Below are 26,009 nucleotides of genomic sequence, written 5' to 3' on the forward strand. Positions count from 1 at the left end.
AGGTTTTACTCAGTTGCCAAACTCTTAGGAGCAAGTAATAATCTTACTGCATCTATAAAACGTTCAAGATCATTGGTTTTATTACGGGCAGCCTCATTTCCAGGGGTTGTCAATGAATAATATTTTCTCAAACGGCCATCCACCTCAACCGACTCGGTTATCAGCATTCCTTCTTGTTCCAATTTATGCAAAACAGGATACAATGCACCGAATGTTAATGCGATGGCGCCTCCTGTTCTGTCTTTTACCTCCTGGGTGATCTCATATCCGTACATCCGGTCATGTTCTGCCAATAAGTTTAATACTATGGTTTTCAATGTACCGCGTACGTACTCGTTGCTCGTTGCGTTATTCTCCATGAGTGATTTTGTTTCTGACCAAATATATATAAGTTTTTTATATATACAATACAAAATTATTGGATTTATTTTTCCTTACAAATGTTTGCTTCAAAATTTTAACTTTCTGCCAAAGGAATAGAGCGATTAATCCTTTCTTCGAGGGAAATAAAGGTTTCCGTTCGCTGGATGCCATTTACCTTCTGAATCTTGTCGTGCAGGATCTCGCGCAAATGGCCCGTATCACGGCAAACTATTTTCAAAAATATGCTGTAAATGCCTGTGGTATAATGGATATTCACAACCTCCGGAATGCCTTCCAGCTCTGTGGCGACTTGTTCGTACAGCGAACTCTTATCCAGGTAAATTCCTAAAAATGCGCTGATGTCCCAACCTAATTTTGCGGGATCAATGACGAGTTGCGAGCCTTTCACAATGCCCATCTGTTCCAGCTTTTTCATGCGAACGTGTACGGTACCGCCGGACACAAACACTCTTTTCCCGATTTCCGTATAAGGCAGTGCCGCATTCTCGATTAACAAAGAAAGTATGCGTAAATCGGTGCTGTCAATATCTGAATATTTCTGCATTTACCCCTGAATGTTTGAATTTTTCATAATAATCCTATCTAAATTATGAAACAATTGTAAATTTTAACAATTTTAAATGAAAATATTTTATATTTAAGTTCAGAATTTTTAGTTTTGCAGAACCAAAGTATGAGGCATCACAAAAAAATGCCTCTTGCAATGAGAAATGTCACATTGTAGGGTGATGAAATTGGCAGCCATGCCCTCCTGTCTCGGGGGTGGTGAATTAGGGATAAACGCGGCATAATGCCGACGCAAGTCGACTGGGGTGGACCACCAACAGTATTTGTACCGTAGCTAACCGCACCGTGGGTGGTTCGAATCCCCCTCCTACAGCAAAAAAAACTTGACAAGCGAATTTTTTCGTATTAGTTTTATTTGGTTTTTAGTTTGTTGATGAAGTGTAATTTGACACGCGGGTTCATTTTGAAACCTGCGTGTTTTTTTATGCAATAGTCTGAAAATGAACGAGGCCCGGAACATTCCGGGCCTCGTTCATTTTCGACCATATCAAAACCTACTTTTCATCCAGTACTTTTCCGATCAGCATTTGGCTTTCATGATTTTCATGCGAGCCGCTTTGTCCCAGTTTTTGGTTGAGATCCTTTAAAACCTTTTTAGAATCTTCGGTTCCAATCGCAGCCACACGTTGAATTGTGTAAGGCAGAATTTTTGGCAACTTTGCTTTCTCAGCCATTTGAAGTGCCCGCTTCATATCCAATGCTGCTAGCGGTTCAGCGGCATACCAAACCATTAACGGCAGGTTATGGTCATCCTTGTCCTGTTCTTTTTGCATCAATGCATCCACCACATCCCAGCGCTGCGCCGGATCCAGCCTAAGCATTCCGGATGCCAGATAAAGCCTAACCATGGCCGATTGGTCGGTTTGTGCCATTTCTGCAAATTTTTTCAATGCTTCCGGGGAAACCTGCTTGTCTTCTGTCAGCAGTTGAACGGACCAGCTTCTCATGTATTCGTTTTCGTTTGCCAGGAGGTCCATCAAATCTTTGTCCTCCAAACCTTTCGTAACATGCAATGTCCACAATGCACGGAGCTTGCGGGTTACGTCGGGATTTTTTACCAGGATCTCTTTCAAGGCTTTGTGCACTTTTTTGTTCGCGCCGCGCTCCTGCAAAATCGTGCGCGCTTGTCTTACGTAGTAATCATTGTCATTCAACTGATAATTAACCAGTTCCATATCAGACGCCTTAGTCAGGTCCACCTTCACCCACTTATCGTTTTCGTGTGTGATTTTGAAAATGCGGCCCATGGTTTTGTCGTGCACGTCAGGGTTAGGGCTGTGACATTGGTTTTTATCATACCAGTCAATAGCCCAAACAGAACCACTTGCATCATATTTGAAATTCAGCCACTGCGACCACGAATCGTTCATAGCCATGAAATCCGGCCGGTGCTGCGCCACATAACCTGATCCTTTTTTCTCGAAATGGTCAATGTTCATGCGGGCGCCATTGATGTTGTTCATGAAAATCTCATTGCGATATTCTTTTGGCCAGCTGTTGCCCAGATAAATCATCGCCCCTGCATGTGCGTGCCCGCCACCTGCTGCCGCTGACCGGAAATTGCCAGCGTGTGGGCCACGTTCACCAAGCCAATGCACATGGTCGCCGATGGTCTTGATGTCGTCGTAAGTGTAAGGATTAAAATGCTTGCCTGCCTGGCGCTGGTAACGCGCACCCTGGATCACGTGATACATGTGCGGGATCACGCAAACGGTGATAAACGGATGCCCGTAATCATTGAAGTCGATGCCCCAGGGATTGCTCGAACCTTCTGCATACACCTCAAATTTGTGCAGCGTAGGATGATAGCGCCAAACACCGCCGTTGATTTTTGCCCTGTCCGCTGCCGGTGTCCCTGGTTTGCCAACCTCAGAATTGGTAAAAACACCGTGCGTCCCGTAAAGCCAGCCATCCGGCCCCCACCTGAAACTATTCAGCACCTCATGCGTGTCGTGCAAGCCCCAGCCGTCGAGCAATATTTGCTCAGGGCCGGCCGGTTTATCCGTTTTTGGATCAATCGGAATAAATAATAAATTGGGTGCAGAACCCAGCCAAACGCCTCCCATTCCCACTTCTATCCCGCTGATCAGGTTCAGGTTTTCGGTAAAAATCTTCTTGCTGTCCAAGGTTCCGTCACCATTTGTATCTTCCAAAATCAGTATCCTGTCCCTGCCCTGGCCTTCCGGGGCGCGAACTGGATAAGTATGTCCCTCAACAACCCAAAGTCTGCCCTTGGCGTCGATCGTAAATGCAATGGGTTTGACAATATCGGGTTCCGACGCCGCCAATGTCACTTTGAAACCTTTTGGGGGCGTCATTGCAGCAGCCGCTTTTTCACCCGAAAGCCCGGCATTGAGTACTGGATCCAATGGCGGGAGAATGATGATATCTTTCTGTTTCAACTCATTGGCGAACTCCGGACGGCTTGGATAGAAAAGGAATTCATCAAAATTAATGTGCGCCCATTTGTCGTTCGCTATGTAAGGGATTTGCGATATACCCGTCTCATTATCAATGATCCTGATGAAAATTTCCTGGTTCAGGTATTTCTGCAAATCCACAACCGCAGGCTGTAATGTTGCCCGGCCCTGTCCGGTAATGTGGTAAATGACGTTATCCGTGCCCGCCAAAACCAGCTCAACGCGCGTATCCAGCAATGCACCGCCGGAAACTTTAAATGCGGCAAAAGGCTGCGTTACTTTGAACGGCGCCGACGTTAATGTTCCCGTCAGCTTGTAATTCGTGTTTCCTCCGCTGCTTAGGAAATATTTTCCGTCAAAACCAATCTTCATTTCCTTTTCATGCACGGGCGAGGGGTCGTCGCTAAACAATGGGTTTGCAAAAGCATCGCCCGTTGCAGTCCAGTCCTTCAATGTGCCTGTTTCAAAATTCAGGTTCAGGGGTTGGCCGTCTTTCATCGGCAGTTGTCCGGCAACCGTTTTCTCGGTAACATTCCCTTCCACAACTTCAAAACTGCCTACCATACCCGCAGCGCGGTGCCCGGGCACGGAACAGAAATAGGTATCGCTTTGCTCTGCCACAAAATTAATGCTGGTGCTCGATCCTTTTTCCAGGATTACTTTGCTCTTGATGCCCAACTTTTCCAAAGCAATGTCGTGCGTCATCAGCTCTCCATTGGTGATCTTGATGCGGACCTTGTCACCTTTATTGGCTTTTAATGTCGGGTTACGCGCACCGTCCGGGCCAAAAAAACCGAGCATTGTTGCTTCCAGTGCATAATCGCGGTCGTACTTTGCCGTATCTGTCTTTGCCAAGGCAGCTTTGGGCTTTTGTTGTGCCGCAATCTGGTTTTGCAATCCCATCAAACCAACGAAAAGCAGCAGGATCAAAGATTTTCGGAATGTGGACATAAAAATTATAAAGATTGTGTTATGATTATTCGGTTTAAAATTAGGAAAAAAAGTATTATATATAGTAGAGTGCAGTTGAGTTTACAGCAACCGAAATTTGCAACTATCTAAAATTTCAAACGGAGAGGTTTTGAAAAAAGGAAGTGACGCGAATGATATACTTATGTATTGCGCCGATGGAAGTGCGGATTCAACTAGGCCCGAGATTTCTATTTTCTTTCAGCCGCCAGCTGACTTTTTTACCTTATATTCAGAATCTGCCCATATTTTTCACTTGCTCCACCATTATTCATCGTCACATATGCTTCATACTGACCGTCAGGGATTTCTTTGCTGATTTCGAAATTGTTGAAGCAAAAGGCCCCATCCATAATGCAAGTGAGGTCGCGCATCTGTGTTAACGAATATTCTTTTTTTGTCGTAATGTTTCGGAGTATTAATGTTGGTACCGCGTTATTTGACGAAAATTTCTGAACATATGTCATCACTGGTTCATTCCGGGAGATATCCGTTGCCGCAGCATAATATTCAGTGCGGGTTGCTTCTAAAAATGCTTTTTTTGACCGCTGTGAAATCAGGCCCAAAATAGGTTGCGTCTCATCTTCCCGAATATGAAAATTCCCATAATAGAGATATTTGTAAGTCCTGACCGCCACCGGTTTTGAGTCAACCAAAAGCGATGCTTTATAACTTCCTTTCGGCAATCCGGCTGGAATATTAAGTTCGAGATTGCTGTAATCTTTCCTGTCAAGAAGCAATTTTCTCGGTTTTACAAAATCGTTTTCAATGATCACTTCGTAACGCTTTCCTGGTAAAAAATTATATCCCTGAACTTGATACCTGGCTGATCGGGCGTCTACCCAGGGCATCGCTGCAACGTCAATTGCACCAGGTTTCAAGATGAAATTGTCGGGCAAAACTGCCTTTTTGCTTCCCCATTCTACTGTGCCTTCAAATTCTCCCACCTGCATATTCCAGGGAAAATTAACACGAAGAACATTCTCACCAGAAGCATCAATTCCCATATTCGCCGGAATCCGTACAGACGTTTGATCTGATTTGTTTTTTAGTATCAATGCAGGTAAATCAACAACCGAGCCGCTATCTGTAATTGTATAAGCTGTCCCTCGGATTTGAAGTGGAATATCAATTTCCAGCCCCTCCTGAACGATCAATTCATAGTCCTTGTCATGATCAACTGCCTGAATTGGATTGGCAGGAATTACGTAAATCTCATAAGAGACAGGTGAATAAGTTGCACTTTTTAAATCAAATTTGATTGATTTCCCTTCAAAACTAAACCCATTTGAGATATCGGGAGATGGTTTGTAATCATTTGAAGCTTTTAAAACAGGTTTTATAAAATCACCCGCACTATAATTTGCAGGCAGATGAATCACGATCCTGCCGTCGGTGATCTTGATATTTTTTTGGCCAACCCCAGGCACTGAGAAATCCTCTAAACCGCCAACAGGAATAAAAGAAACGGGGTTAAGCTCATTGCTTTCTTTGCAACCCACAAAAATTGCGATCAACGACAAGAGGATAATTTTTTTCATGGCTTGATAGTTGGAGATGGTCAAGTGAAATTACTTTTTTACATTGAAAAAAGAAAATTTAAAGAAACAAGGGTTACAAATTTAAAGCGCTGAATAACAGTGTATAATTAAGGATTATAGAGCATATATTACATGATCAGAAAATCACTCCGTTTACTGTGCGCGTTAATTACCGCAATTTTCATTATTACATTATTAGCCTGGAAACGGCAAGAAACTAATGTTGGTCAGAAAGCAAAACGACCAAACATCATTGTCATCCTTGCTGATGATCTCGGCTATTCGGATCTGGGATGCTACGGAGGGGAAATCCAAACCCCAAATATTGATTTCCTGGCCCAAAATGGCATTCGTTACCGGCAATTTTATAACACATCCCGCTGCTGCCCTACCCGCGCCTCGCTGTTGACAGGGCTATATAATCAGCAGGCGGGCATTGGAAAAATGACCGAGCCAGAGAATCAGCCCGGTTATCAAGGACATTTGACGCCGAATGCTGTTACATTGGCCGAGGTTTTGAAAGCGGCTGGTTACCAAACCGGAATGACGGGTAAATGGCACGTCTCCAATACAATTGTTCAGAAAGATCCGAAAGAGCAATTGGCCTGGCTAAACCATCAGAAGGATTTCGGCAATTTCTCTCCCATCGAACAATATCCAACCAATCATGGTTTTGATAAATTTTTTGGCACAATATGGGGTGTTATTGATTTCTTTGATCCTTTCAGTCTTGTGAATGGAACAGAACCGGTCAAAACAGTTCCGAAAGACTACTACCATACCGACGCTATTAATGATACGACCGTTTCATACATCAATAGTTTTGCCAAAACTGATAAACCATTTTTCATTTATGTGGCTCAAAATGCACCTCACTGGCCGCTAATGGCCAAACCAGAGGACATTGAAAAATACAGAGACACTTACAAAAAAGGCTGGAATGCCATCAGGCAAGCGCGCTATGAAAAAATGGTCAGGCAGGGACTGATTGATCCCGCAAAAACAAAATTGGAACCCGATCAAAATTTGCAGCAATGGGAAGACAATCCTACCAAAGATTGGGATGCAAAGGCCATGGCAGTACACGCCGCAATGGTGGATCGCATGGATCAGGGGATAGGACGTATTATTAATGCATTGAAACAGAATGGCCAGCTAGACAACACGTTGATCATGTTTCTTTCCGACAATGGTGCCAGTCCGGAAGACTGCGCCAAATATGGCAAGGGATTTGATCGTCCGAGCGAAACCCGCGGCGGAGCAGAAATCGTCTACGCAACAGAAAAACAAGCATTACCAGGGCCTCAAACCAGTTATGCATCTATCGGCCCGCACTGGGCAGCTGTTTCCAATACGCCTTACCGATACTGGAAAGCCGAATCGCTGGAAGGCGGCATCAACACGCCAATGATTGCGTTCTGGCCCAAAGGCATCACGGCAAAGAAAGGTAGTTTTAGTGACCACGTAGGCCATGTTATGGATTTCATGAGCACGTTTTGTGAACTAGCTGGTGCAACCTATCCTACCAAACACAATGGACGGAAAATCACGCCAACCACGGGATCCAGCCTGACAGCAACGTTCTCGGGAACGTCGTCAAAAGGCCATGAAGAACTTTATAATGAACACTTTGGAGCAAGATATGCAAGAAAAGGAGATTGGAAATTGGTGTCGCTGGCGCGCGACACAACCTGGCAACTATATGATTTACAAGCCGATAAAACGGAAACAAAAAATCTGGCAGCAAAACATCCTGAAAAGGTAAAAGAGCTTTCGGGCTTATGGCAAGAATGGGCCGCTACGCATCAGGTCTTCCCGAAACCCAGCAAAAAGTAAATCCGACATTCGTGCAAATCCGTGCATTCGTGGCCCTAAAAACGAAAAAAGCCCAGATTTCTCTGAGCTTTCTGCGGTCTGGACGGGACTCGAACCCGCGACCCCATGCGTGACAGGCATGTATTCTAACCAACTGAACTACCAAACCATTAAATAAAGAACTTCAAAACTTAACTTAAACTTTTCCGGCCGTCTGGACGGGACTCGAACCGGGCTGCGGAAGTCCGCGACCCCATGCGTGACACTCAACGTGAGCCGGGCATGTATTCTAACCAACTGAACTACCAAACCAGAATAATTTCACAGCACTTTTCTGTAAAACGTGGTGCAAAACTAGTATTATTATTTTCCATTGCAATACTTAGGACACCAATTTAGTTATTTTATTTGCAAAATAATAGTGCCAAAATGAAGAAGAATCTGAAAGTGAAACAGTTGTAGCCCACATAAAATGACATTAATAAAAGAAGTTATTCAGGTTCTCGAGCAACTCGCTCCCTCAGCCTACCAGGAAAGCTACGATAACGCCGGACTTATTGTAGGATCAGGAGTGACAGAGGTTTCTGGCGTGCTATTGACATTGGATGTGACTGAGGAAGTGATAGCAGAGGCCATTGAGCGCAATTGTAATCTTGTCGTCGCCCACCATCCGATTGTGTTTAAAGGCCTGAAAAAATTGAATGGCAGGAATTATGTAGAGCGCACTGTTCTAAAAGCCATCAAAAATGATATCGCCATCTATGCCACCCATACGAACCTCGACCACGTTATCAATGGAGTAAACTGGCAAATTGCCAATTTGATAAACCTTCAAAACATTCAAGTACTTGCCCCTAAAAAGCAAGTACTTTCCAAACTCACTTTTTTCTCCCCTGTCGAAAACACGCAATCCATCCTTGATGCGCTTCATGAGGCCGGGGCGGGAAACATTGGCAATTATTCCAATTGCAGCTTCCAGACGGAAGGTTCGGGAACATTCCGCCCCAACAGTTCGGCCAACCCGGTGATTGGTGAAAGCGGGAAGCAGGAAGTGGTGACTGAGCATCGTGCAGAACTGATTTTCCCCTCACACCTTGAAGCCGCCATTATCAGCACTTTGAAAAGGGCACATCCATATGAAGAAGTCGCTTATTATCTTCAATCCCTCGAAAATGAAAATCAGGAAGTGGGTGCGGGTGCTTTTGGTGCATTACACGAGCCGTTGGACACGGAGGCATTTCTGCGCTTACTAAAAGAAAAAATGCAGCTAAATGTGATCAGACATACCAGACCCGTCAAAGAAACGATTCAGCGTGTTGCCGTTTGCGGCGGTGCAGGAAGTTTTCTATTGCCCAATGCGATTCGCGCTGAGGCGGACGTTTTCGTTACAGCTGACTACAAATACCACGAGTTTTTTGATGCCGAAAACGACATTATGATATGCGATATCGGGCATTATGAAAGCGAAGTGTTTACGAAAAATTTACTCTATAACTATTTATCGGGAAAATTCCCTAATTTTGCACTCTGTTTGTCAGAAGTCAATACCAATCCGGTACGATATTTTGTTTAAACCTTCACTTATTACGCATTGAAACAAGTCCATTAAAGACATACATGGAAAACACAATCGCACAAAAATTAGACGCTCTCCTGAAATTGCAGGAAATTGATTCAAGCCTTGACGAAATACTAAAAACGCGTGGTGATCTTCCTGAGGAAGTCCGGGATCTGGAAGATGAGATTATTGGCTTTGAAACACGTTTAGGCAAGTTCAGAAGTGAGATCGCCAACCTGAACACCGAGATTGAGAATTTCAAAAATGCTCAGAAAGAAGGTGAAAAACTGATCAAAAAATACAAGGATCAGCAAATGAATGTTCGCAACAACCGCGAGTATGATGCGATCACCAAGGAAATTGAATTGCAAGAGCTTGATATGCAATTGGCAGATAAGAAAATTAATGAAGCCAAAGCACGTATCCGCCTGATCGAAGATGATGCAAACCGTGCAGAATCCGTTTTGAATGAAAGAAACGAAGATCTTAAAGCGAAAAAAGGTGAACTGAATGTTATTACCAGCGAAAGTGAAGCTGAGGAAAAAGGGCTGATTGCAGAAAGAGAAAAGCATATCAAGAAAATTGAGGATCGTTTGCTGAAATCTTATCAGAAGATCCGCGACAACTCAATGAATGGTCTGGCAGTTGTTCACGTATCACGCGGCGCTTGCGGAGGCTGTTTCAGCATTGTTCCGCCACAACGTCAGGCTGACATTCGTGAGCGCAAGAAACTGATCGTTTGCGAACATTGCGGACGTATCCTTGCAGACGTTGAAAGTGTTGAGCCTGTTCATCAGCGCAGATAACTTTCCATATAAAAGATTAAGAGGTTGTCTTACCCGGACAACCTTTTTTTATGGGCTTAAATATGAATTGGAAAAGTAACTGGCATATTCCTGCGTCCGGATTTCTCAGATCGGCTATGCTGGTTTTCTTCCTGGTGTATCCTTTTTCTGTAAACGCGGAAGAGTTACAGTATGACGTCATCTTCACACCGAAGCTGCAAAAAGCTTATTTCGAGATTCAGAAACTACGTTTGCCGTCCGCTCGTGCGTTAATAAATACGGAGCGCACTTCTGAAAAAGACAATGCACTTATTCCCTATCTGGATAACTACGCTGATCTGCATTATCTTTTGATCTCGGAGGATAAAAAAGCTTACAAAACGTTATCTCAAAAAGAAAATCTGCGCCTCGACGCCCTGGGTAAGTTACCTGATAATTCTCCTTACAAACGTTTCCTTCAAGCGGAAATACGTATGCACTGGGCATTTGCCAAACTTAAATTCGGGAATGAGATCAGTGGATCGTGGGAGATCATTAAGGCCTACAAACTCCTCGAGGAAAACAAAAAAATATTCCCCGATTTTCTGCCAACACTTAAATCTCTTGGCCTGTTACACGTTTTAATAGGTTCCATTCCTGAAAATTACGGCTGGGTCGCAAAGATACTTGGCCTGAAAGGAAATATCCAGAATGGCATCAGCGAGCTGCGGATTGTTGAAAAAGAACTGCCATTTTTCCGGCAAGAGGCAGAGTTAATTGATCTTTTGTTGCACGCCTACACATTGCAGCTTTCGCCTGCGCAACAATCCCGCATTCGCGATTGGCCCAAAGAGCAGCCTGACAATTTGCTTCTGCATTTTTTTGCAACAACCATTTTAATGAAAGAAGGGCGCAGCGAAGATGCGGCATATTATCTGGCTGAGGCACCTTCCGGCCCGGCTTACGTCTCTTTCCCGTTCCTCGACTATTTAAAGGGAGAAATAAACCTTCAAAAGGGCAATTACGCCCAAGCGGAAGGTCATTACAAGGTGTTTTTGAAAATTTACCCGGGATTTAATTACATCAAGGATAGCAACTTGAAGCTTTTTATGTGCAACTGGCTCGTTGATCAGGATCGGGAGGCGAATATATTCATACAAAAAGTAAAAGGATCCGGCAGCACGATTATCGAAGCGGATCAGCTCGCGGAAAGGATAGCTGCGGAGTTCATTTCCGGAAAAATAAGTCCGAACCAAAAAATTCTTTACAAAGCCCGATATGCAACGGACGGCGGATATCTGGAAACTGCGTCCGCTTTGATGGAAACCGTCACCGAAAAATCATTCATTTCGACCGAAGAAAAAGCAGAATTCAATTATAGAAAAGGCAGGATCCTTCAAAAATCAGGTCATCCGGCACTTTCTGTTCCCTATTATAACCGCGCGCTGAATTTGACCAAACAGGAGGCAGCTGGCTTTGGAGCGGCCTCTGCGTTACAACTAGGCTATATTTCCTTAGAAAAAAATGACAAGCCCAACGCAATTGCATACTTCAAAAAGGCAATGTCATTCAAAAAACACGAATACAAAAACAGCATCGACAACAAAGCGCGCGCTGCACTTACAACATTGGGCCAATAAACGGATGTGACCATTTCTGGATCGTAACGTCAAAAGGGAAAAATCACCAATTCTCTTTATGTCGAAAAACGGATACGAAAATCCTCTGAAAATATTAAGCTGGTCCGAAGAGGACCGCCCTCGCGAAAAATTCATGTTCAAAGGCCGGGCGGCATTGTCGGATGCAGAACTGATTGCAATCCTGATCGGGTCGGGAACCCGTGATATGTCCGCTGTTGACCTCGCAAAGATCATTATGCAATCGTGCAAGGACAACATTAATGAACTCGCGAAGGTCACGGTGAACGACCTCAAAAAACATCCGGGCATTGGGGAAGCAAAGGCGGTTACCATTTTGGCAGCGCTCGAACTCGGACGCCGCCGAAACGACCTGATAGGGACGCAGAAACGGAAGATCACCAACTCAAAAACCGCTTATGAGGAAATGAAGCCATATTTGCTTGACAAACCCAACGAAGAATTCTGGATAATCCTTCTGAACAGGGCTAATCAGGTTATGCGATCAGTTCAGATCAGCGTTGGAGGGGTTTCCAGCACCGCAGTGGATATCAAAGTGATTTTCAAGCTGGCGGTCGACAACCTTGCGAGCTCCGTGATTTTGGTGCATAATCATCCCTCCGGCCAGCTTACGCCCAGTGCGGCCGACTGCGCGCTCACATTACAAATAAAAGAGGCAGGCCGATTGCTCGACATGCCTGTTCTGGATCATATGATCTTTACCGATAATGGTTATTATAGTTTCAAGGATGAAGGTGAAATGTGATCAGAAAACCTTATCTCTATCAATCACATCGTCCAGCTCGGCGTAAGGAATAGTAAACTGAATGGCGCCCCGGGCATATGCAGCGATTTCGTACGGATTATAGTAAAACAAAATGCCCTCAGGCGTGAAAACATAAGCGACGGGCAGCACAAATTTATGGTTGACCAAAAAATAACCTGCTTCCTCCAAATCGGTTTCTGCGCTCAGTTTCTCTGTTTTTCGAAATGCTTTGTCCACCAGGCTCAGCAGTGCGGTAGAATCGGAAATAAAGTCTTTCATTTCTATTTCGCTCCCTGTTCTGGCATCAAAAGCATGATATGAACGAAATGTATTGGGGTGTGCTCCGCCCGTGAAGGCATAATGATCAAGCTGATAAAACAGCACTTTTGGTGACGAAAAGACTGTATCGCCTTTCAACTCCACTTCCCAGCAGCCTGGAGCGTCCGGAAAGTCCTTTTTGAAGTCATTGTAATTTTTTTCAAAAACATCAAAAGCACCTTTTACGCTTTTACCCGCCTGCGGATTCGCTGCAATGCTGGCAGAATCTCCGTAGGAATTGATTCTTTGAATAGATTTCTGTGTTAAGGCAGCCCGGATCGCTTTCGAAGACTGACTGGAATCGGATGGCTCCCAGAGATTAACGATGATAGAAATGCCTTTGTTACTGACCGTGTCGCAGCCACCAAATTGCTTATTCTTCTTAATGCCCGTGAACTTCTCCCTACTTCCCGAATTTTCCTTATCACCCGAACCTTTGCAAGCCGCAAGAAAAGATATGACGAAAAGAAAAAAACAGATTTTGTTTAAATGCATATTATTGCTGATGAAATGGAGACCAATTATAAACTCATCAGCTCTTTAAACCTGATGGCCTGACGACGAGAAATTTCAATTTTGTCGCCGCCTTGTAGCGTAACGAGCAATCCGCCGCTAAACCAGGGTTCAATTTTCTCAATCCAGTGCAAATTTATAATGTGCTTGCGATTGGCCCGGAAGTAAGTGTTAGGTTCCAGCCGTTCTTCCAGATTATTCAGGGATTTTAGGACCAAAGGTTTTTGATCGTCAAAATGCAGTCGTACGTAGTTGCCCATTGATTCAAAAAGACGGATTTTGCCCAATTTCACAAACCAGCATTTTTCTCCATCCTTAACAAAAACCTGATCATTTTCACCAAGCACTTTTTCAGCGCGTTCGTGCGCGTGAGCCGGCGTTTCGGGTTGTGCCTGATTCTCTTCGATGCGATGGATCGTGTCTTTTAAACGCTCTGAATCAATTGGCTTTAAGAGATAATCAAGCGCATTAAATTCAAATGCCTTGATCGCATACTCATCATAAGCCGTGGTAAAAATCACTTCCGGGGTTTTTCCTTCAATGGAAGAAAGTAATTCGAAACCGTTTTTACCAGGCATTTGAATGTCGAGAAAAAGCAGTTCCGGCTGTAATTCTTCAATCATCACCAATGCTTCTTCCGCATTGGCCGCTTCGCCCACAATGTCAATCCTGGTATAAGGTTCCAGTAACCTTTTTAATTCGTTTCTTGCAAGGCGTTCGTCGTCGACAATAAGAGTCCTCATAACAGGTCAGTTAGGAATAAAATGAAGTTTTAAAATTGATGTAAAGCCGTCAGTTGCTTTTTCCCGTCTCCTCTCCTACCATCATCACGCCTTCCGACAGCATTGGGATCCGCACTTCCGAGCAAACTACATCTGGTTTCTCCTGAAAAATGCGGAAAGTCGCCCCCTTACCATATAAAATTGATAGCCGCTCGGCTGTATTTTTTAATCCGACACCACCCGAATCCGTATTTCCCAGGTTACCGGAATTCAGAATGGTGATGATGAGAAGTTCGTTCGCAATTTCCGATTTTACATCGATAAATCCACCACCCATTTCTTTGGAAACTCCATGCTTGATGCCGTTTTCTACCAGAGTTTGCAGCATCATCGGCGGAACCTGCCAGTAAATCGCCTGCGGATTTGTGGCGATGGAGTAGCGTAAACGATCTTCGTAACGCACTTTTTCCAGTTCCAGATAATCCTCGACGGTTCTCAATTCTTCCTGCAAATCAACCGTTTTCCGTCTGTCGGCCAGTAACGAATTTCGCAAAATATTGGATAACTGCGTGATGCTGAGCTGCGCTTTTTTAGGATCTTCATATACCAGCGCCCTAATGCTGTTCAGTGCGTTGAATGTAAAATGTGGGTTGAGCTGCGAACGTAAAACCTTCGCTTCTGCTTCCCGCATAGACATTTTCAGCATGATCTTCTCGTAACTGGCAAGCCTTGTCTGTTCTATATAATGATAAACTGTGTAAGACAAAATCCAGGCAAGTAAGTTTTTGCACCAGGTTGCATAGTAACCCCAGAAAACGAGTGGCTGGTTAAGCAAATTCTCTTCAAGCACTTTCCGGTCCATAGGCTGATTGACCAGCGCCATGATCAACCCTAATAATAAGACCGACCCAATAACCCGCAAAGCAAGCCGTGGGAGTGGTAATGATGACCAGTTCCATTTTTGGATCACCAGCCTGTATACGTGCGTAAGGCAAATAACAAACAGAATATTGGCTAATGCTGTGTAAAAGACGCCGGCTTCAAAACCAAATTCGAGCGCATAAGGAATGTACTCGAACATGATCAGCAACGTCCAGCCGAGAATTTGTAACGTCCAATAAGTACGTTTTTTGGACATGAAGATTTTCTGTTGTGCTGTTTGAACTTCGGCAAATGTATCTATGTGACCTGCACTTCAGTTCACAAATACACCAAAGGAAACGAATCTACACAAGCGGTTTTTACAAGGTTTGGGGTATTTCCAGAGACAATAAGTGGGTAATGTCGTTGGAAACTTCGAGCTCAAATTTAGCCGTGTCGTAAGAATAATTGATTTTGTACAAACAGAGGTTACTGTGCTCATAATCGTCCATTTTCACCAATGGTTGACTAAAAAGCGTGGTGAGCAGCACCCGCATTGCACGGCCGTGCATAGCAATAAGGATGTTTCTTTCGTGTGGACGGGAAAGGATTGTCTCAATAACCGGGATCTGGCGCTCCCTGACCTGCAACGGACTTTCGCCCTCTTCTGCTGCTAATTCAACCTGTCCGTTTTTCCAGGCAGTTACCAGCTCGCGGTAATAGTTATTATCGCCCGTATTGGGCTCACGGCCTTCGCGGTTCCCCCAGGAGATTTCGTTGAGGCCTGCGTAACTTTCGTGCGGTATGCCCAGCTTGATGAACCCGCGAACAGTTTGCTGTGTTCGTTTTAAATCGGAAGTATAAATTTTGTCAAAAGGGACATGTTGGTAAGCATTAAAAAAAGCGGCAGCCTGGGCTTCGCCCCATTCATTCAGCAAGGAATCAACACCACTTCCCTGAACCACTCCCCTGCGGTTAAAATCTGTTTCACCGTGGCGAATGAGGTAGATAGACTTTCTTTTCAAAATAATAGGATAATTTAAATATTAATTTTGCAAATACCTTGTTTTTAACCTTTATAGCCGTTACAAATTTATACATTTTTTAGATATGTTCACTAGATCCATCACGCTTGATGCACTTCATTCTTTTAGCCAGAATACAATCGCGAATCATCTTGGAATTGAATTCACCGAGATCGGAACGGATTATATAACTGCAAGAATGCCAGTGGACAAGCGGACGCATCAGCCGTTTGGAATTTTACACGGCGGCGCATCGGTTGTTTTGGCCGAGACGCTGGGCAGCATTGCATCTTTCCTTTGCCTGCCGGACCCGGAGAAACAACACGCGGTGGGACTCGAGATCAATGCTAATCACCTGCGTCCGGTGAAGCACGGGTTTGTATATGGAACCGTAAGATCGATCCATCTGGGTCGGACGACCCATATCTGGGATATCAGAATTACGAATGAGGAAAATAAGCTGGTATGTATCAGCCGGTTGACAGTTGCTATTGTGAATGCGGAGCGCTGACCTTATTTTGCAGAAAAATAACCTAACTATTAGATTCTAAGTATAAATGCTTTCAGTACAAACCGACACACGACTTTCCATATTTGAGGGATTACAGGTCGAGGAACTCTGGACGGCATCCAGACAATTGGGATTTCCGTCGGCATTATGGAGGTTACCACATAAAAATGAAATCCAGCTGCTGATCTCCATCCAGGAAGGGATCAGAAAATGCCAACCCGAGCTAGAAAAACTATCTCCCGGATTTGTGATGAGCAATTTCCATTGGGATACAAATGAAGAAGTGCTGTTTTTAGAGGGCGATATCATTCTGACGTTTTCAGAGGAAAGCAACATTCAAGACATTCAACACAATGTTGGCGAAGAACACCCGGACGTTGCGCTGCTGGTAAGCCTGGCTAATGAAATAGCGAAGCAGGACCATGAAGTAGCTAATAGTGATGCCATCGCAATCCCGGATTTGCCTGATTTGGATTCCCGTGCCCGTTTTCAGCGCACTGTTGAACTTGCCGTTTCAGCAATCCGGCAGAACCAGTTCAAAAAAGTGGTTTTATCCAGAACCAAAGACCTGCCTTATTGCGAAAAATTTCAACCCGCGAAAGCATTCTGCAAACTGGCCAAAGTGTATCCTCATGCTTTTGTTTCATTGGTAAATCTCCCCGATCGCAACGAAATGTGGCTTGGTGCAAGCCCGGAAGCGCTGGTTCGTCAGGATTCCAGCGGAACATTCAGGACAATGTCGCTGGCTGGAACACAAAATGCGCGTAGCGAGGCGGGTGAACTGATCCCAAAATTTGATATACGCTGGGGAGAAAAGGAAATTGAGGAACAAGCATTGGTGAGCCGCTATATCGTTGAATGTTTCAAGAAAATCCGGTTGCGTGAATACACCGAAACAGGCCCTAAAACGGTGCTGGCGGGCAACTTATACCATTTAAGAACTGATTTTGAAGTCGACACTGTTGCGCTGAACTTCCCGGAACTGGCTTCGGTGATGTTAAAATTGCTGCACCCTACATCCGCAGTTTGCGGCGTCCCCAAATTACCGAGCCTCCAATTTCTGACAGAAATTGAAGGTTATGACCGCTCATTTTACAGTGGCTTTCTGGGGCCAGCGCAGGTTGGGGGGGATACAAATTTGTTTGTTAACCTTCGGACAGTCAGATTTAAAGAGGGAAAAGCAACATTTTTTGCCGGTGCCGGAATTACCGAAGAATCCATCCCAGAGCGTGAATGGGAGGAAACGGAGATGAAATGTGATACGCTTTTGAAGGTAATTGCCCAGGAATTCTAAAAATATATTTTCTGCTTTTAAACTTTTATAGTAGAAAAAAGTCCAATAGGTTTTAGATTAATATATAATTTTGGGAAAGACCCGAAACTCAATATTAATCTTAACAACGGCCCCTAAACCATAAGCTCTGGAATTATCATTTTTATGAATTCAAACGCAAAGTCTGTATTTTCAAAAATACCGAATCTGAATAAAACCCTCTCATTTGTAATTATCTCGGGTACGCTCCTCTCCACATTTTCTTGTAAAGAAAAAAAAGACACCTTCCAGGCTCGCGGCGGTGGCGGTCCCACCATTGTGGACGTCATTATTGTCAAGTCTGAAAAAGTTAGTGATAAAGTTGAGGTTAACGGAACAATTGTTGCCAATGAATTCGCCGAACTGAGACCGGAAGTAAGCGGATTGCTTACTTTCCTCTATGTTCCTGAGGGACAGACGGTTTCGAAAGGGACGGTAATAGCAAGAATCAATAACGCCGATTTGCAAGCGCAATTAAGCAGATCGAAAGTGCAGCTTGATCTTGCAGAAACAACTGAGAAACGATTAAAACAACTTGTGGCCGTAAACGGCATTAACCAGGCAGACTACGATCTGGCTGTAAATCAGGTTAATACATTGAAGGCGGATATGGTTTATACGCAGGCTTTGATTGACAAAACAATTGTTAGGGCGCCATTTACCGGTGTTATAGGATTAAGAAAGGTTAGTGAAGGTTCTTTTGTGACGCCTACGAGCATTATTTCAACCATGCAGCAGTTGTCGAACCTGAGAATTGACTTTACAATTCCTGAAACCTATCAGAAATATGTGCAGAAAGGCCGGAATGTAGAAGTGCTTCTGGACCAAAATTCAGGCAAAAGAGAAACTGCGCGGATTATAGCCCTGGAACCGCAGGTTAACCAAACGACGAGGAACATTACGGTGAGAGCCGTCCTGAACTCGGGATCTACCAGTCCGGGCTCATTTGCCAAAGTATATTTGAATGCGAGTACGAATAAAAACAGTATTATGATCCCTACCAACTGCATTATCCCGGAGGCAATGGGTAAAAAGGCAGTTACTGTAAAAGGTGGTAAGGCAGTGTTCGTCGAGATCCAGACTGGCGACAGACGGGAAGATGTAGTGGAAGTAACGAGCGGCCTGAGTGTTGGCGATACCGTGGTTGTTTCGGGCGTGTTATTTGCCCGTCCTGATGCTCCTGTGAAAGTGAGAAGCGTAAAAAGCTTGAATGTTGCGAAGTAAGTACGGCGGTACGATGACTATTCCCTTGAAACCTGACCTATGAACATTTCCGAATTATCCCTGAAACGGCCCGTACTGGCCGTAGTCATGAACCTGCTCATCATCTTGTTTGGTGTGGTAGGCTATAATTTCCTTTCCCTCCGCGATTATCCCGCCATTGACCCGCCGGTCGTCAACGTCCGCACGAGCTACACCGGTGCGAATGCCGATATCATTGAAAGCCAGATTACTGAGCCACTCGAAAAAAGTATTAATGGTATTCCCGGCATTAAAAGTATTAGCTCATCGAGCCAGATCGGTTCCAGTAATATTACCGTAGAATTCAACCTGGAAGCAGATCTTGAAGGCGCTGCCAATGATGTGCGTGACAAAGTAAGCCAGGCACAGCGGAACCTTCCGCAGGACGTGGACGCGCCGCCGGTGGTGAGTAAAGCTGATGCAAACAGTGATTTTATTCTGCTTCTGGCAGTGCAAAGTCCGTCCAAAGGGTTATTGGAATTGAGCGAATATGCAGAGAATGTGTTGCAGCAAAGTTTGCAAACCATTGACGGCGTAAGCGCCATTAATATTTTCGGGCAAAAGCGTTATGCCATGCGCATATGGCTTGATCCTGATAAAATGAGCGCCTACGGAATCTCCTTCAATGACATTTCAACCGTATTAAGCTCCGAAAACGTTGAGTTGCCCGCCGGTAAAATTTATGGCGACAACACCGAGCTGACCATCAGAACAATGGGCCGGCTTACGAGTGAAAAAGAATTCAGCGATCTCGTCATCAGAAATGACACGGCCGGGATTGTGCGCCTCGCTAATGTGGCAAAAGTGGAATTAGGGCCTGAAAATGAAGAGCAAAGCTGGAAATACAATGGCATGTATGCAGTTGGTCTGGCAGTAATCCCACAACCGGGTGCTAACTATGTAGAAATTTCCGATGAGTTTAATAAAAGGCTTGCAGAGATTCAGAAATCGAATAAATCAGACATTACATTCAACGTTTTACTGGATAACACCCGGCTTGTCCGCCAATCCATCCTGGAAGTTGAAGAAACGCTGCTCATTGCGTTTTCGCTGGTTGTGATCGTAATCCTTTTCTTTTTCAGAAGCTTCGTAGTCGCCATCCGCCCGCTTATCGACATTCCGATCTCACTGGTCGCCACGTTTTTCATTATGTATTTGTTTGGGTTTTCAATCAATATATTAACCCTGCTGGGCATTGTACTGGCAACCGGGCTTGTGGTGGATGATGGGATTGTGGTCACGGAAAACATTTTCCGAAAGCTCGAAAGCGGCCTTCCAATCCGGCAGGCGGCACTGGAAGGAAGCCGTGAAATCTTCTTTGCCGTTATTTCTACTTCGCTTACGCTTGCTGTTGTGTTTCTTCCGGTGATTTTCCTGGAAGGTTTCGTTGGAAGCTTGTTCAGGGAATTTGGGATTGTAGTTGCCTCTGCGGTTTTGATCTCGGCATTTGTTTCATTGACAATCACCCCGGTGCTTAATGTATTTTTAAATCGTAAAAGCGCAGGCCACGGATGGTTTTACAACAAAACAGAACCATTCTTCACAGGTATGGAAGATGGATATAACAGGTCTTTGCGCGGTTTTATGAAGGCCAGGTGGATTGCCTGGGTTTTGGTGGCAGCATGTGGTGTAGTAATATATTTTACCTATACCAATCTCCAAAGTGAACTTGCTCCCATGGAAGACCGGAACAGCATTCGCTTTAACCTGTCGGCACCTGAGGGAACCAGCTTTAACCAGATGCAGCAGGTTTCGGATCAGCTATCCAATTTCCTTAACGACTCTATTCCGGAAATGGCATTTACATTCTCCGCTACGCCGGGCTTCGGTGGTGGCGGCGTAAATAGCGGTACGGCGCGTATAGGCCTTGTTCCGGCAGGTGATCGTAAAAAGAGCCAGAATGATCTTGCACAAGAGATCAATAAAAAACTATCCCGTTTCAATGATGCCCGGATTTTTGCAACACAGGAACAAACCATTTCGGTAGGACAAGGTTCAAGGGGCGGATTACCGGTTCAGTTTGTTTTGCAAAACCTCGATTTCAATAAGATTTTTGACGTTTTACCGAAGTTTCTGGAAGAAGCCAGGCAAGATCCTACGTTCCAGAATGTGGACGTCAATCTTAAATTCAACAAGCCTGAGATCCGGCTAACTATTGATCGCTTAAAGGCAAGAGATCTTGGATTATCAACGACTGATGTTGCCGGCGCCATCCAATCGGCATTTAGCGGGCGAAGGCTTGCCTATTTTATCATGAATGGTCAGCAATATCAGGTAATCGGACAAGTGGAGCGCGATGAACGCAACAAACCAGCCGATATTTCCAAATTATATGTTCGAAATACCCGCGGTGAAAACATTCCTTTAACTGCCGTGGTCCAGATGAAAGAAGAGAGCGGCCCGCCTACGATCTATCACTATAATCGTTACAAAAGTGCGACAGTCTCCGCTTCGTTAGTAGAAGGAAAAACCATTGGCGATGGCGTTGCTGCAATGAGAAGAATCGCTGCGAAACTGTTGGATGAATCATTCCAGACATCATTAACAGGCTCATCGCGTGACTTTGAAGAAAGCTCTTCCAACACCAGCTTTGCTTTTGGACTGGCATTACTCCTGGTGTATCTGGTGCTTGCCGGACAGTTTGAAAGCTTCACCGATCCATTCATCATCATGATCACTGTGCCGCTTGCACTAGCAGGAGCATTATTAAGCCTTTATCTTTTCGGTTTAACCATTAATATTTTCTCCCAGATCGGGATGATCATGCTCATTGGACTTGTGACGAAAAACGGGATCCTGATCGTGGAATTTGCAAATCAGAAACGAGAGCAAGGCATGGGACGAACAGCGGCAGCGGTGGAATCGGCCACACAACGTTTACGACCCATTTTGATGACAAGTCTTGCAACCGCGTTTGGTGCATTGCCAATTGCATTGAGTTTGGGAGCCGCCGCTACAAGCCGGGTTCCGTTGGGTGTCGTGATCGTGGGTGGCCTCATGTTCTCGCTGATCCTTACATTATTCGTAATCCCAGCAGTTTACACCTTCATTTCACCGAAAAATCATAAAATGACCGAGGAACAGAAAATGGCAGAAGAACTTACTGTTCAACATTAATTGCCATTTTTCTCAAATAATTATAAATCAACTTTTGTTTTTGCATGAACCCGCTCCTGATTTTGAAATGTAAGAAGAACCTTTTATTAATGCTTTTACTGGTCAGTAGCAGCGCATTTTCAATGCAGGCAGACAGCCTGACTATCACGTTGGAGGATGCCATTGCAACGGCTTTAAAAAACAACTACGAAATAGAAATAGCTAAAAACAATGTTGAAGCCAATACGCTGCTCAATAATTACGGGGTTGCTGGAGGTTTGCCGCTGGTAACGGCTGCCGCATCAAATACGGAGCAGATCACGCAGATCACGCAAAAATTAACCGACGGAACGGAAATCAACCGGAATGCAGCCGCGGGTAACAACACCCAAGCTAGTTTGAATGTCGGGATTTTGTTATATAATGGAAAAAGGGTTGTTTCCACAAAAAAGCGTTTAGCTGAACTGCAAAATCAAAGCGCTGAGCTGCTTAACTCTCAGATTCAGAACACGATCGCGCTGGTCATGACGAGTTACTATGATGTGGTTCGCCAATTGAGCTACGTAAATACGGTCAGGACATCTATTCAGGCGTCCGAAAAACGGCTGGAAATTTTGAAAGTGAGAAAAGAGGCCGGTATGGCCAATAATGCAGATCTTTTTCAGGCACAAATTGATTTAAATACATTAAATCAAACATTGCTGGACCAGCAGATGGTGGCCCAGGTCGCAAAAACTGAGTTACTACGCATCCTGACCCTGGACCCGAAAGTGGCGGTGAGCATCAGGGATACGATTATGGTTGATAATAATTTGAAGCTTGAAACAGTTCTGGACCGCATTGCCGTAAATGCTGATGTTAAGGCCGCGGATCACCAAATCCGCATTAATGAGCTCATTGTCAGAGAAACGGCTGCATTAAGATATCCTACTGTTCGATTCAACACCGCTTATAATTACTCACGAAACCAAAATGCCGCAGGTTTTACGCTGCTCAACCGGGCAGTTGGGCCCAACGCAGGCCTTTCATTGGGTATTCCGATTTATAATGGATCGGCATTTAAAAGGCAACAGCAGGTGGCAGAAATCAATACAGAAAGTGCAAAGTTACAGCGCAGCTCCATCGTGCGCGATTACAATGCAGGAGCCGTTAAAATGTATCAAACTTATCTTTCCTCGCTCCAGCAGCTGGAAACCCAGAAACTCAATTACAATCTTAGCAAGCAATTACTTGATCTGACATTGCAGCGTTTTGAGTTGATACAGGCGACGATCATTGATGTGCGGGAAGCGCAACGCAGTTTTGAAGACGCCGGTTATCGGATGATTAACCTTAATTATGCCGCCAAAGCAGCCGAAATTGAACTGAAAAGACTTAGTAACACATTGCAATAGCATATTTCTTATGCAATTAAAGGGCTGGCTATCAAATAGTCAGCCCTTTCTTTTTGTCCCATACGGAGCGTTGTTGGCATAGGTTTTTCTCCAATTTGTTTAGAAAGATTAAAAAGACATTAAACCTTTCACATCATTCTTCATCTAACAGACTTATTTCCTTCAACTTAACATTATGAAAAATTTCCGGCTGCCTTTTTTCCTTTTGCTTTTGATCACGTTTCGAGCTTATGCGCAGGAAGAGCCGGCGGAGACATTCTCTGTTAAAGGCAAATTGGAGGATGGGGATAAGAATCCGGTTTTGTTTGCCAATGTTGCCTTGTATTCTGCCAAGGATTCAACCCTTACCGGCGGCATCGCTTCTGACGACAAAGGTGTTTTTGAATTCCCCGCAGCACCGGGAAATTATTTTCTCAAAATAACGTATCTCACTTTGGATGAGAAGATTGTCCCCAATGTGACCGTTGCAGCCCAGAATGTTGATCTCGGAACAATTTCTCTCAAATCCAATGCAAAAGTTTTGGAAGAATTGCTCGTCAGGGGCGAAAAGAGCCAGATGGAATTGCAGCTCGACAAGCGCGTTTTCAACGTGGGAAAAGACCTGAGCAACATCGGGAGCAATGCTTCGGATATTCTCAATAACATGCCGTCGGTGACCGTGGATGTGGAGGGAAATGTGGCATTGCGAGGAAGCCAGAATGTCCGGATCCTGATCGATGGGAAGCAATCGGGGATGGTTGGACTTAATCCGGCAGAAGCATTACGGCAAATTCCAGGCGATTTGATCGAGAGCATTGAGATCATTACAAATCCTTCTTCTCGCTACGACGCCGAGGGCGAAGTAGGGATTTTGAATATAGTAATGAAAAAAAATATCCGTTATGGCCTGAATGGGTCTTTCACCGCAACAGGTGGTTATCCGGCTAACTTCGGCGGCTCATTTAACCTCAATTACCGCAGAAAGAAGGTAAACCTGATCGCTAATTACGGCTTAATGTATCGTGAAGGGCCTGGACGTGGCAATTCGCGTCAGGAATATAACAGCGCCGACACAAGCTTTGTATACGAGCAAAAGACTGCGCGGACGCGTTCCGGAACCTCAAACAATTTCATGGTCGGGCTGGATTATTTTCTGAATAACTTCAATACGGTTACGGCAACTGTTTCTTATCGTAAGTCAATGAACAAGAACAAGTCGCATCTGGATTACATGGATTATGATTTCAACAATGTGCTGACTCAAACCGTCACACGTGCGGAAAGGGAAACAGAGCCGAGAACCAACATTGAGGCGGCGCTCAACTATGAAAAGAAGTTTGACAAAAAAGGCCAGAGCCTGACATTCAATTCCAAATATATTATCAGTGACGAGACGGAATCTTCACGCTATCACGAATTTTCGAATCTGGATCCGGCTGGGATCATGCAGCGTGCATTCAATACAGAAGATGAAAAAACTTTCCTGGCGCAACTCGATTACATTCAGCCCGTTGGGAAAGATGGGAAAATAGAAGCGGGACTTAAAAGCTCAATCAGGTTGCTGGATAACGACTTTTCCGTGCATCAGCAAGACGAGCAAATGGACTGGATCATTCTGGAACAGTACGACAACCGGTTTGCTTATGATGAAAAAATACATGCAGGCTATGTAATGGCCAGCAATCAATTTGGGAAAGTATTCTTGCAAGCTGGTTTAAGGGGCGAATATTCGGACATTACAACCGAACTAAAAAAGACGAATGAGCGCAACCACCGGGGATATTTCAATTTATTCCCAAGCGTTCACATGTCCTATAAAGTTAAAGATGCCCAAACCGTGCAGCTAAGTTACAGTTACCGCCTCAGCCGCCCCAATTTCCGTGACCTTCTGCCTTTCTCCAATTTCAGCGATTCGCGCGTTTTCAGAGCTGGTAACCCGCTGCTGAATCCTGAATTCACACATTCTTTTGAAGCAGGCCACTTGCTGAATATGCCGAAAGGATCACTGCTTTCCAGCATTTATTATCGTCATCGGCTTGGTGTTGTTGAAAACATTACTTTCGTTGACTCAACGGGTTTCACCACAGTCACGCCTGTAAACCTTTCAACTGGAGATTCCTACGGTTTTGAATTCAACCTTACTTATGATCCTGCGCCCTGGTGGAAACTGACTGGAAACGCCAACATTTTCCGTGCGATCAATGAGGGTTTTTACAATGACAAGGTTTTAAAAAGCGACACCTATTCGTGGACGAGCCGCTTTTCTTCGCGGGTTACGCTTTTCAAATCCGTTGATTTTCAATCGTCATTCAATTATCGCGCACCGAGAAAAACGACTCAGGGACGTGATTTGGCCATTTATTTTATAGATCTTGGATTTTCAAAGGACATCTTAAAAGGAAAAGCAACCGTAACGGCGAGTGTGCGAGACCTGCTCAATTCTCAGAAAAGACGCAGCATTGTCGAAAACTCGGGTTACTATTCGCGCTCCGAATTCCAATGGAGAGCGAGACAATTTCTGGTTACATTCGCTTACAGGCTCAACCGCTCAAAGGAAAAGGAAAGGATGGATAACAAAGGCGGAGAAAATGAGGAAGACTGATTCTACGGTTGAA

General features: G+C 44.5%; 19 protein-coding genes and 2 tRNA genes. 11 read left to right on the top strand and 10 right to left on the bottom strand.

Annotated features, from left to right (window positions below; genetic code table 11):
- Positions 1 to 5: 5 nt before the first annotated feature.
- From B5X68_RS03815 to B5X68_RS03830, 4 genes are all read right to left on the bottom strand, one after another.
- Entirely contained in the window at positions 6 to 359 is a 354-nt protein-coding gene (locus tag B5X68_RS03815; protein WP_082213318.1) for a PadR family transcriptional regulator, read from the bottom strand.
- Positions 360 to 457: 98 nt separating this feature from the next.
- Entirely contained in the window at positions 458 to 928 is a 471-nt protein-coding gene (locus tag B5X68_RS03820; RefSeq protein WP_026630987.1) for an Lrp/AsnC ligand binding domain-containing protein, read from the bottom strand.
- Between the two features lie 517 nt (positions 929 to 1,445).
- A complete protein-coding gene (locus B5X68_RS03825) occupies positions 1,446 to 4,274 on the bottom strand; it encodes a PVC-type heme-binding CxxCH protein (RefSeq protein WP_374754812.1) in 2,829 nt (942 codons plus the stop codon).
- A gap of 287 nt (positions 4,275 to 4,561) precedes the next feature.
- Entirely contained in the window at positions 4,562 to 5,881 is a 1,320-nt protein-coding gene (locus B5X68_RS03830) for a hypothetical protein (RefSeq protein ID WP_082213320.1), read from the bottom strand.
- A 132-nt stretch (positions 5,882 to 6,013) separates the two neighbouring features.
- Between B5X68_RS03830 and B5X68_RS03835 the strand changes: the two genes are divergently transcribed.
- Entirely contained in the window at positions 6,014 to 7,717 is a 1,704-nt protein-coding gene (locus B5X68_RS03835) for an arylsulfatase (protein WP_082213321.1), read from the top strand.
- A 74-nt stretch (positions 7,718 to 7,791) separates the two neighbouring features.
- On the opposite strand, the gene B5X68_RS03840 is transcribed toward B5X68_RS03835, so the two are convergent.
- Positions 7,792 to 7,865, bottom strand: a tRNA-Asp gene (locus B5X68_RS03840).
- A 41-nt stretch (positions 7,866 to 7,906) separates the two neighbouring features.
- Positions 7,907 to 8,008 (bottom strand) — tRNA-OTHER (locus B5X68_RS28840).
- A gap of 160 nt (positions 8,009 to 8,168) precedes the next feature.
- On the opposite strand from B5X68_RS28840, the gene B5X68_RS03845 reads away from it, so the two are divergent.
- The 4 genes from B5X68_RS03845 to radC all read left to right on the top strand — a co-directional run bounded on the left by B5X68_RS03845 (position 8,169) and on the right by radC (position 12,421).
- Positions 8,169 to 9,269, top strand: coding sequence for a Nif3-like dinuclear metal center hexameric protein (locus B5X68_RS03845; protein WP_082213322.1), 1,101 nt, complete (start codon positions 8,169 to 8,171; stop codon positions 9,267 to 9,269).
- A gap of 44 nt (positions 9,270 to 9,313) precedes the next feature.
- The gene (locus B5X68_RS03850) at positions 9,314 to 10,060 is read left to right on the top strand and encodes a zinc ribbon domain-containing protein (RefSeq protein WP_082213323.1); all 747 of its coding nucleotides are present in this window, start codon (positions 9,314 to 9,316) and stop codon (positions 10,058 to 10,060) included.
- A 62-nt stretch (positions 10,061 to 10,122) separates the two neighbouring features.
- Complete coding sequence (locus tag B5X68_RS03855) at positions 10,123 to 11,658, top strand: hypothetical protein (RefSeq protein ID WP_229208271.1); 1,536 nt, start codon at positions 10,123 to 10,125, stop codon at positions 11,656 to 11,658.
- 58 nt (positions 11,659 to 11,716) lie between these two features.
- Positions 11,717 to 12,421: a RadC family protein gene (gene radC, locus B5X68_RS03860; RefSeq protein ID WP_082213325.1), complete on the top strand. Its 705-nt coding sequence runs from the start codon at positions 11,717 to 11,719 to the stop codon at positions 12,419 to 12,421.
- Here the strand turns inward: radC and B5X68_RS03865 are convergent, their stop codons facing one another.
- From B5X68_RS03865 to B5X68_RS03880, 4 genes are all read right to left on the bottom strand, one after another.
- Positions 12,422 to 13,234: a PdaC/RsiV family protein gene (locus tag B5X68_RS03865; protein WP_082213326.1), complete on the bottom strand. Its 813-nt coding sequence runs from the start codon at positions 13,232 to 13,234 to the stop codon at positions 12,422 to 12,424.
- A gap of 26 nt (positions 13,235 to 13,260) precedes the next feature.
- Positions 13,261 to 13,995, bottom strand: coding sequence for a LytR/AlgR family response regulator transcription factor (locus B5X68_RS03870; protein ID WP_082213327.1), 735 nt, complete (start codon positions 13,993 to 13,995; stop codon positions 13,261 to 13,263).
- Between the two features lie 49 nt (positions 13,996 to 14,044).
- Positions 14,045 to 15,112: a sensor histidine kinase gene (locus B5X68_RS03875; RefSeq protein WP_082213328.1), complete on the bottom strand. Its 1,068-nt coding sequence runs from the start codon at positions 15,110 to 15,112 to the stop codon at positions 14,045 to 14,047.
- A gap of 103 nt (positions 15,113 to 15,215) precedes the next feature.
- Positions 15,216 to 15,860, bottom strand: coding sequence for a histidine phosphatase family protein (locus B5X68_RS03880; RefSeq protein WP_082213329.1), 645 nt, complete (start codon positions 15,858 to 15,860; stop codon positions 15,216 to 15,218).
- Positions 15,861 to 15,945: 85 nt separating this feature from the next.
- Here B5X68_RS03880 and B5X68_RS03885 point away from each other — a divergent pair, with 85 nt between their 5' ends.
- The 6 genes from B5X68_RS03885 (at position 15,946) to B5X68_RS03910 (ending at position 25,996) form a co-directional block, all read left to right on the top strand.
- On the top strand, positions 15,946 to 16,371 hold the full coding sequence (locus B5X68_RS03885; RefSeq protein WP_082213330.1) for a hotdog fold thioesterase: 426 nt from the start codon (positions 15,946 to 15,948) through the stop codon (positions 16,369 to 16,371).
- 46 nt (positions 16,372 to 16,417) lie between these two features.
- Entirely contained in the window at positions 16,418 to 17,665 is a 1,248-nt protein-coding gene (locus B5X68_RS03890; RefSeq protein ID WP_082213331.1) for a chorismate-binding protein, read from the top strand.
- Positions 17,666 to 17,809: 144 nt separating this feature from the next.
- The gene (locus B5X68_RS03895) at positions 17,810 to 18,907 is read left to right on the top strand and encodes an efflux RND transporter periplasmic adaptor subunit (protein WP_082213332.1); all 1,098 of its coding nucleotides are present in this window, start codon (positions 17,810 to 17,812) and stop codon (positions 18,905 to 18,907) included.
- A gap of 39 nt (positions 18,908 to 18,946) precedes the next feature.
- Positions 18,947 to 22,042: an efflux RND transporter permease subunit gene (locus B5X68_RS03900; RefSeq protein WP_082213333.1), complete on the top strand. Its 3,096-nt coding sequence runs from the start codon at positions 18,947 to 18,949 to the stop codon at positions 22,040 to 22,042.
- Between the two features lie 89 nt (positions 22,043 to 22,131).
- A complete protein-coding gene (locus B5X68_RS03905; protein ID WP_229208272.1) occupies positions 22,132 to 23,415 on the top strand; it encodes a TolC family protein in 1,284 nt (427 codons plus the stop codon).
- Positions 23,416 to 23,590: 175 nt separating this feature from the next.
- Positions 23,591 to 25,996, top strand: coding sequence for a TonB-dependent receptor domain-containing protein (locus B5X68_RS03910; RefSeq protein WP_082213335.1), 2,406 nt, complete (start codon positions 23,591 to 23,593; stop codon positions 25,994 to 25,996).
- The last annotated feature ends 13 nt before the right edge of the window (positions 25,997 to 26,009 follow it).

Origin of the sequence: Dyadobacter psychrophilus, assembly GCF_900167945.1 — a bacterium.
In the GTDB taxonomy this organism is placed as follows: Bacteria; Bacteroidota; Bacteroidia; order Cytophagales; family Spirosomataceae; genus Dyadobacter; species Dyadobacter psychrophilus.

Bases quoted from the DNA above. Each gene is read 5' to 3' on its own strand.
- B5X68_RS03870 (WP_082213327.1), bottom strand. From the start codon at position 13,995: ATGAGGACTCTTATTGTCGACGACGAACGCCTTGCAAGAAACGAATTA.
- B5X68_RS03835 (WP_082213321.1), top strand. From the start codon at position 6,014: ATGATCAGAAAATCACTCCGTTTACTGTGCGCGTTAATTACCGCAATT.
- B5X68_RS03855 (WP_229208271.1), top strand. From the start codon at position 10,123: ATGAATTGGAAAAGTAACTGGCATATTCCTGCGTCCGGATTTCTCAGA.
- radC (WP_082213325.1), top strand. From the start codon at position 11,717: ATGTCGAAAAACGGATACGAAAATCCTCTGAAAATATTAAGCTGGTCC.
- B5X68_RS03895 (WP_082213332.1), top strand. From the start codon at position 17,810: ATGAATTCAAACGCAAAGTCTGTATTTTCAAAAATACCGAATCTGAAT.
- B5X68_RS03905 (WP_229208272.1), top strand. From the start codon at position 22,132: ATGCTTTTACTGGTCAGTAGCAGCGCATTTTCAATGCAGGCAGACAGC.
- B5X68_RS03885 (WP_082213330.1), top strand. From the start codon at position 15,946: ATGTTCACTAGATCCATCACGCTTGATGCACTTCATTCTTTTAGCCAG.
- B5X68_RS03875 (WP_082213328.1), bottom strand. From the start codon at position 15,112: ATGTCCAAAAAACGTACTTATTGGACGTTACAAATTCTCGGCTGGACG.
- B5X68_RS03815 (WP_082213318.1), bottom strand. From the start codon at position 359: ATGGAGAATAACGCAACGAGCAACGAGTACGTACGCGGTACATTGAAA.
- B5X68_RS03830 (WP_082213320.1), bottom strand. From the start codon at position 5,881: ATGAAAAAAATTATCCTCTTGTCGTTGATCGCAATTTTTGTGGGTTGC.
- B5X68_RS03820 (WP_026630987.1), bottom strand. From the start codon at position 928: ATGCAGAAATATTCAGATATTGACAGCACCGATTTACGCATACTTTCT.
- B5X68_RS03825 (WP_374754812.1), bottom strand. From the start codon at position 4,274: ATGGGATTGCAAAACCAGATTGCGGCACAACAAAAGCCCAAAGCTGCC.
- B5X68_RS03845 (WP_082213322.1), top strand. From the start codon at position 8,169: ATGACATTAATAAAAGAAGTTATTCAGGTTCTCGAGCAACTCGCTCCC.
- B5X68_RS03850 (WP_082213323.1), top strand. From the start codon at position 9,314: ATGGAAAACACAATCGCACAAAAATTAGACGCTCTCCTGAAATTGCAG.
- B5X68_RS03890 (WP_082213331.1), top strand. From the start codon at position 16,418: ATGCTTTCAGTACAAACCGACACACGACTTTCCATATTTGAGGGATTA.
- B5X68_RS03910 (WP_082213335.1), top strand. From the start codon at position 23,591: ATGAAAAATTTCCGGCTGCCTTTTTTCCTTTTGCTTTTGATCACGTTT.
- B5X68_RS03865 (WP_082213326.1), bottom strand. From the start codon at position 13,234: ATGCATTTAAACAAAATCTGTTTTTTTCTTTTCGTCATATCTTTTCTT.
- B5X68_RS03900 (WP_082213333.1), top strand. From the start codon at position 18,947: ATGAACATTTCCGAATTATCCCTGAAACGGCCCGTACTGGCCGTAGTC.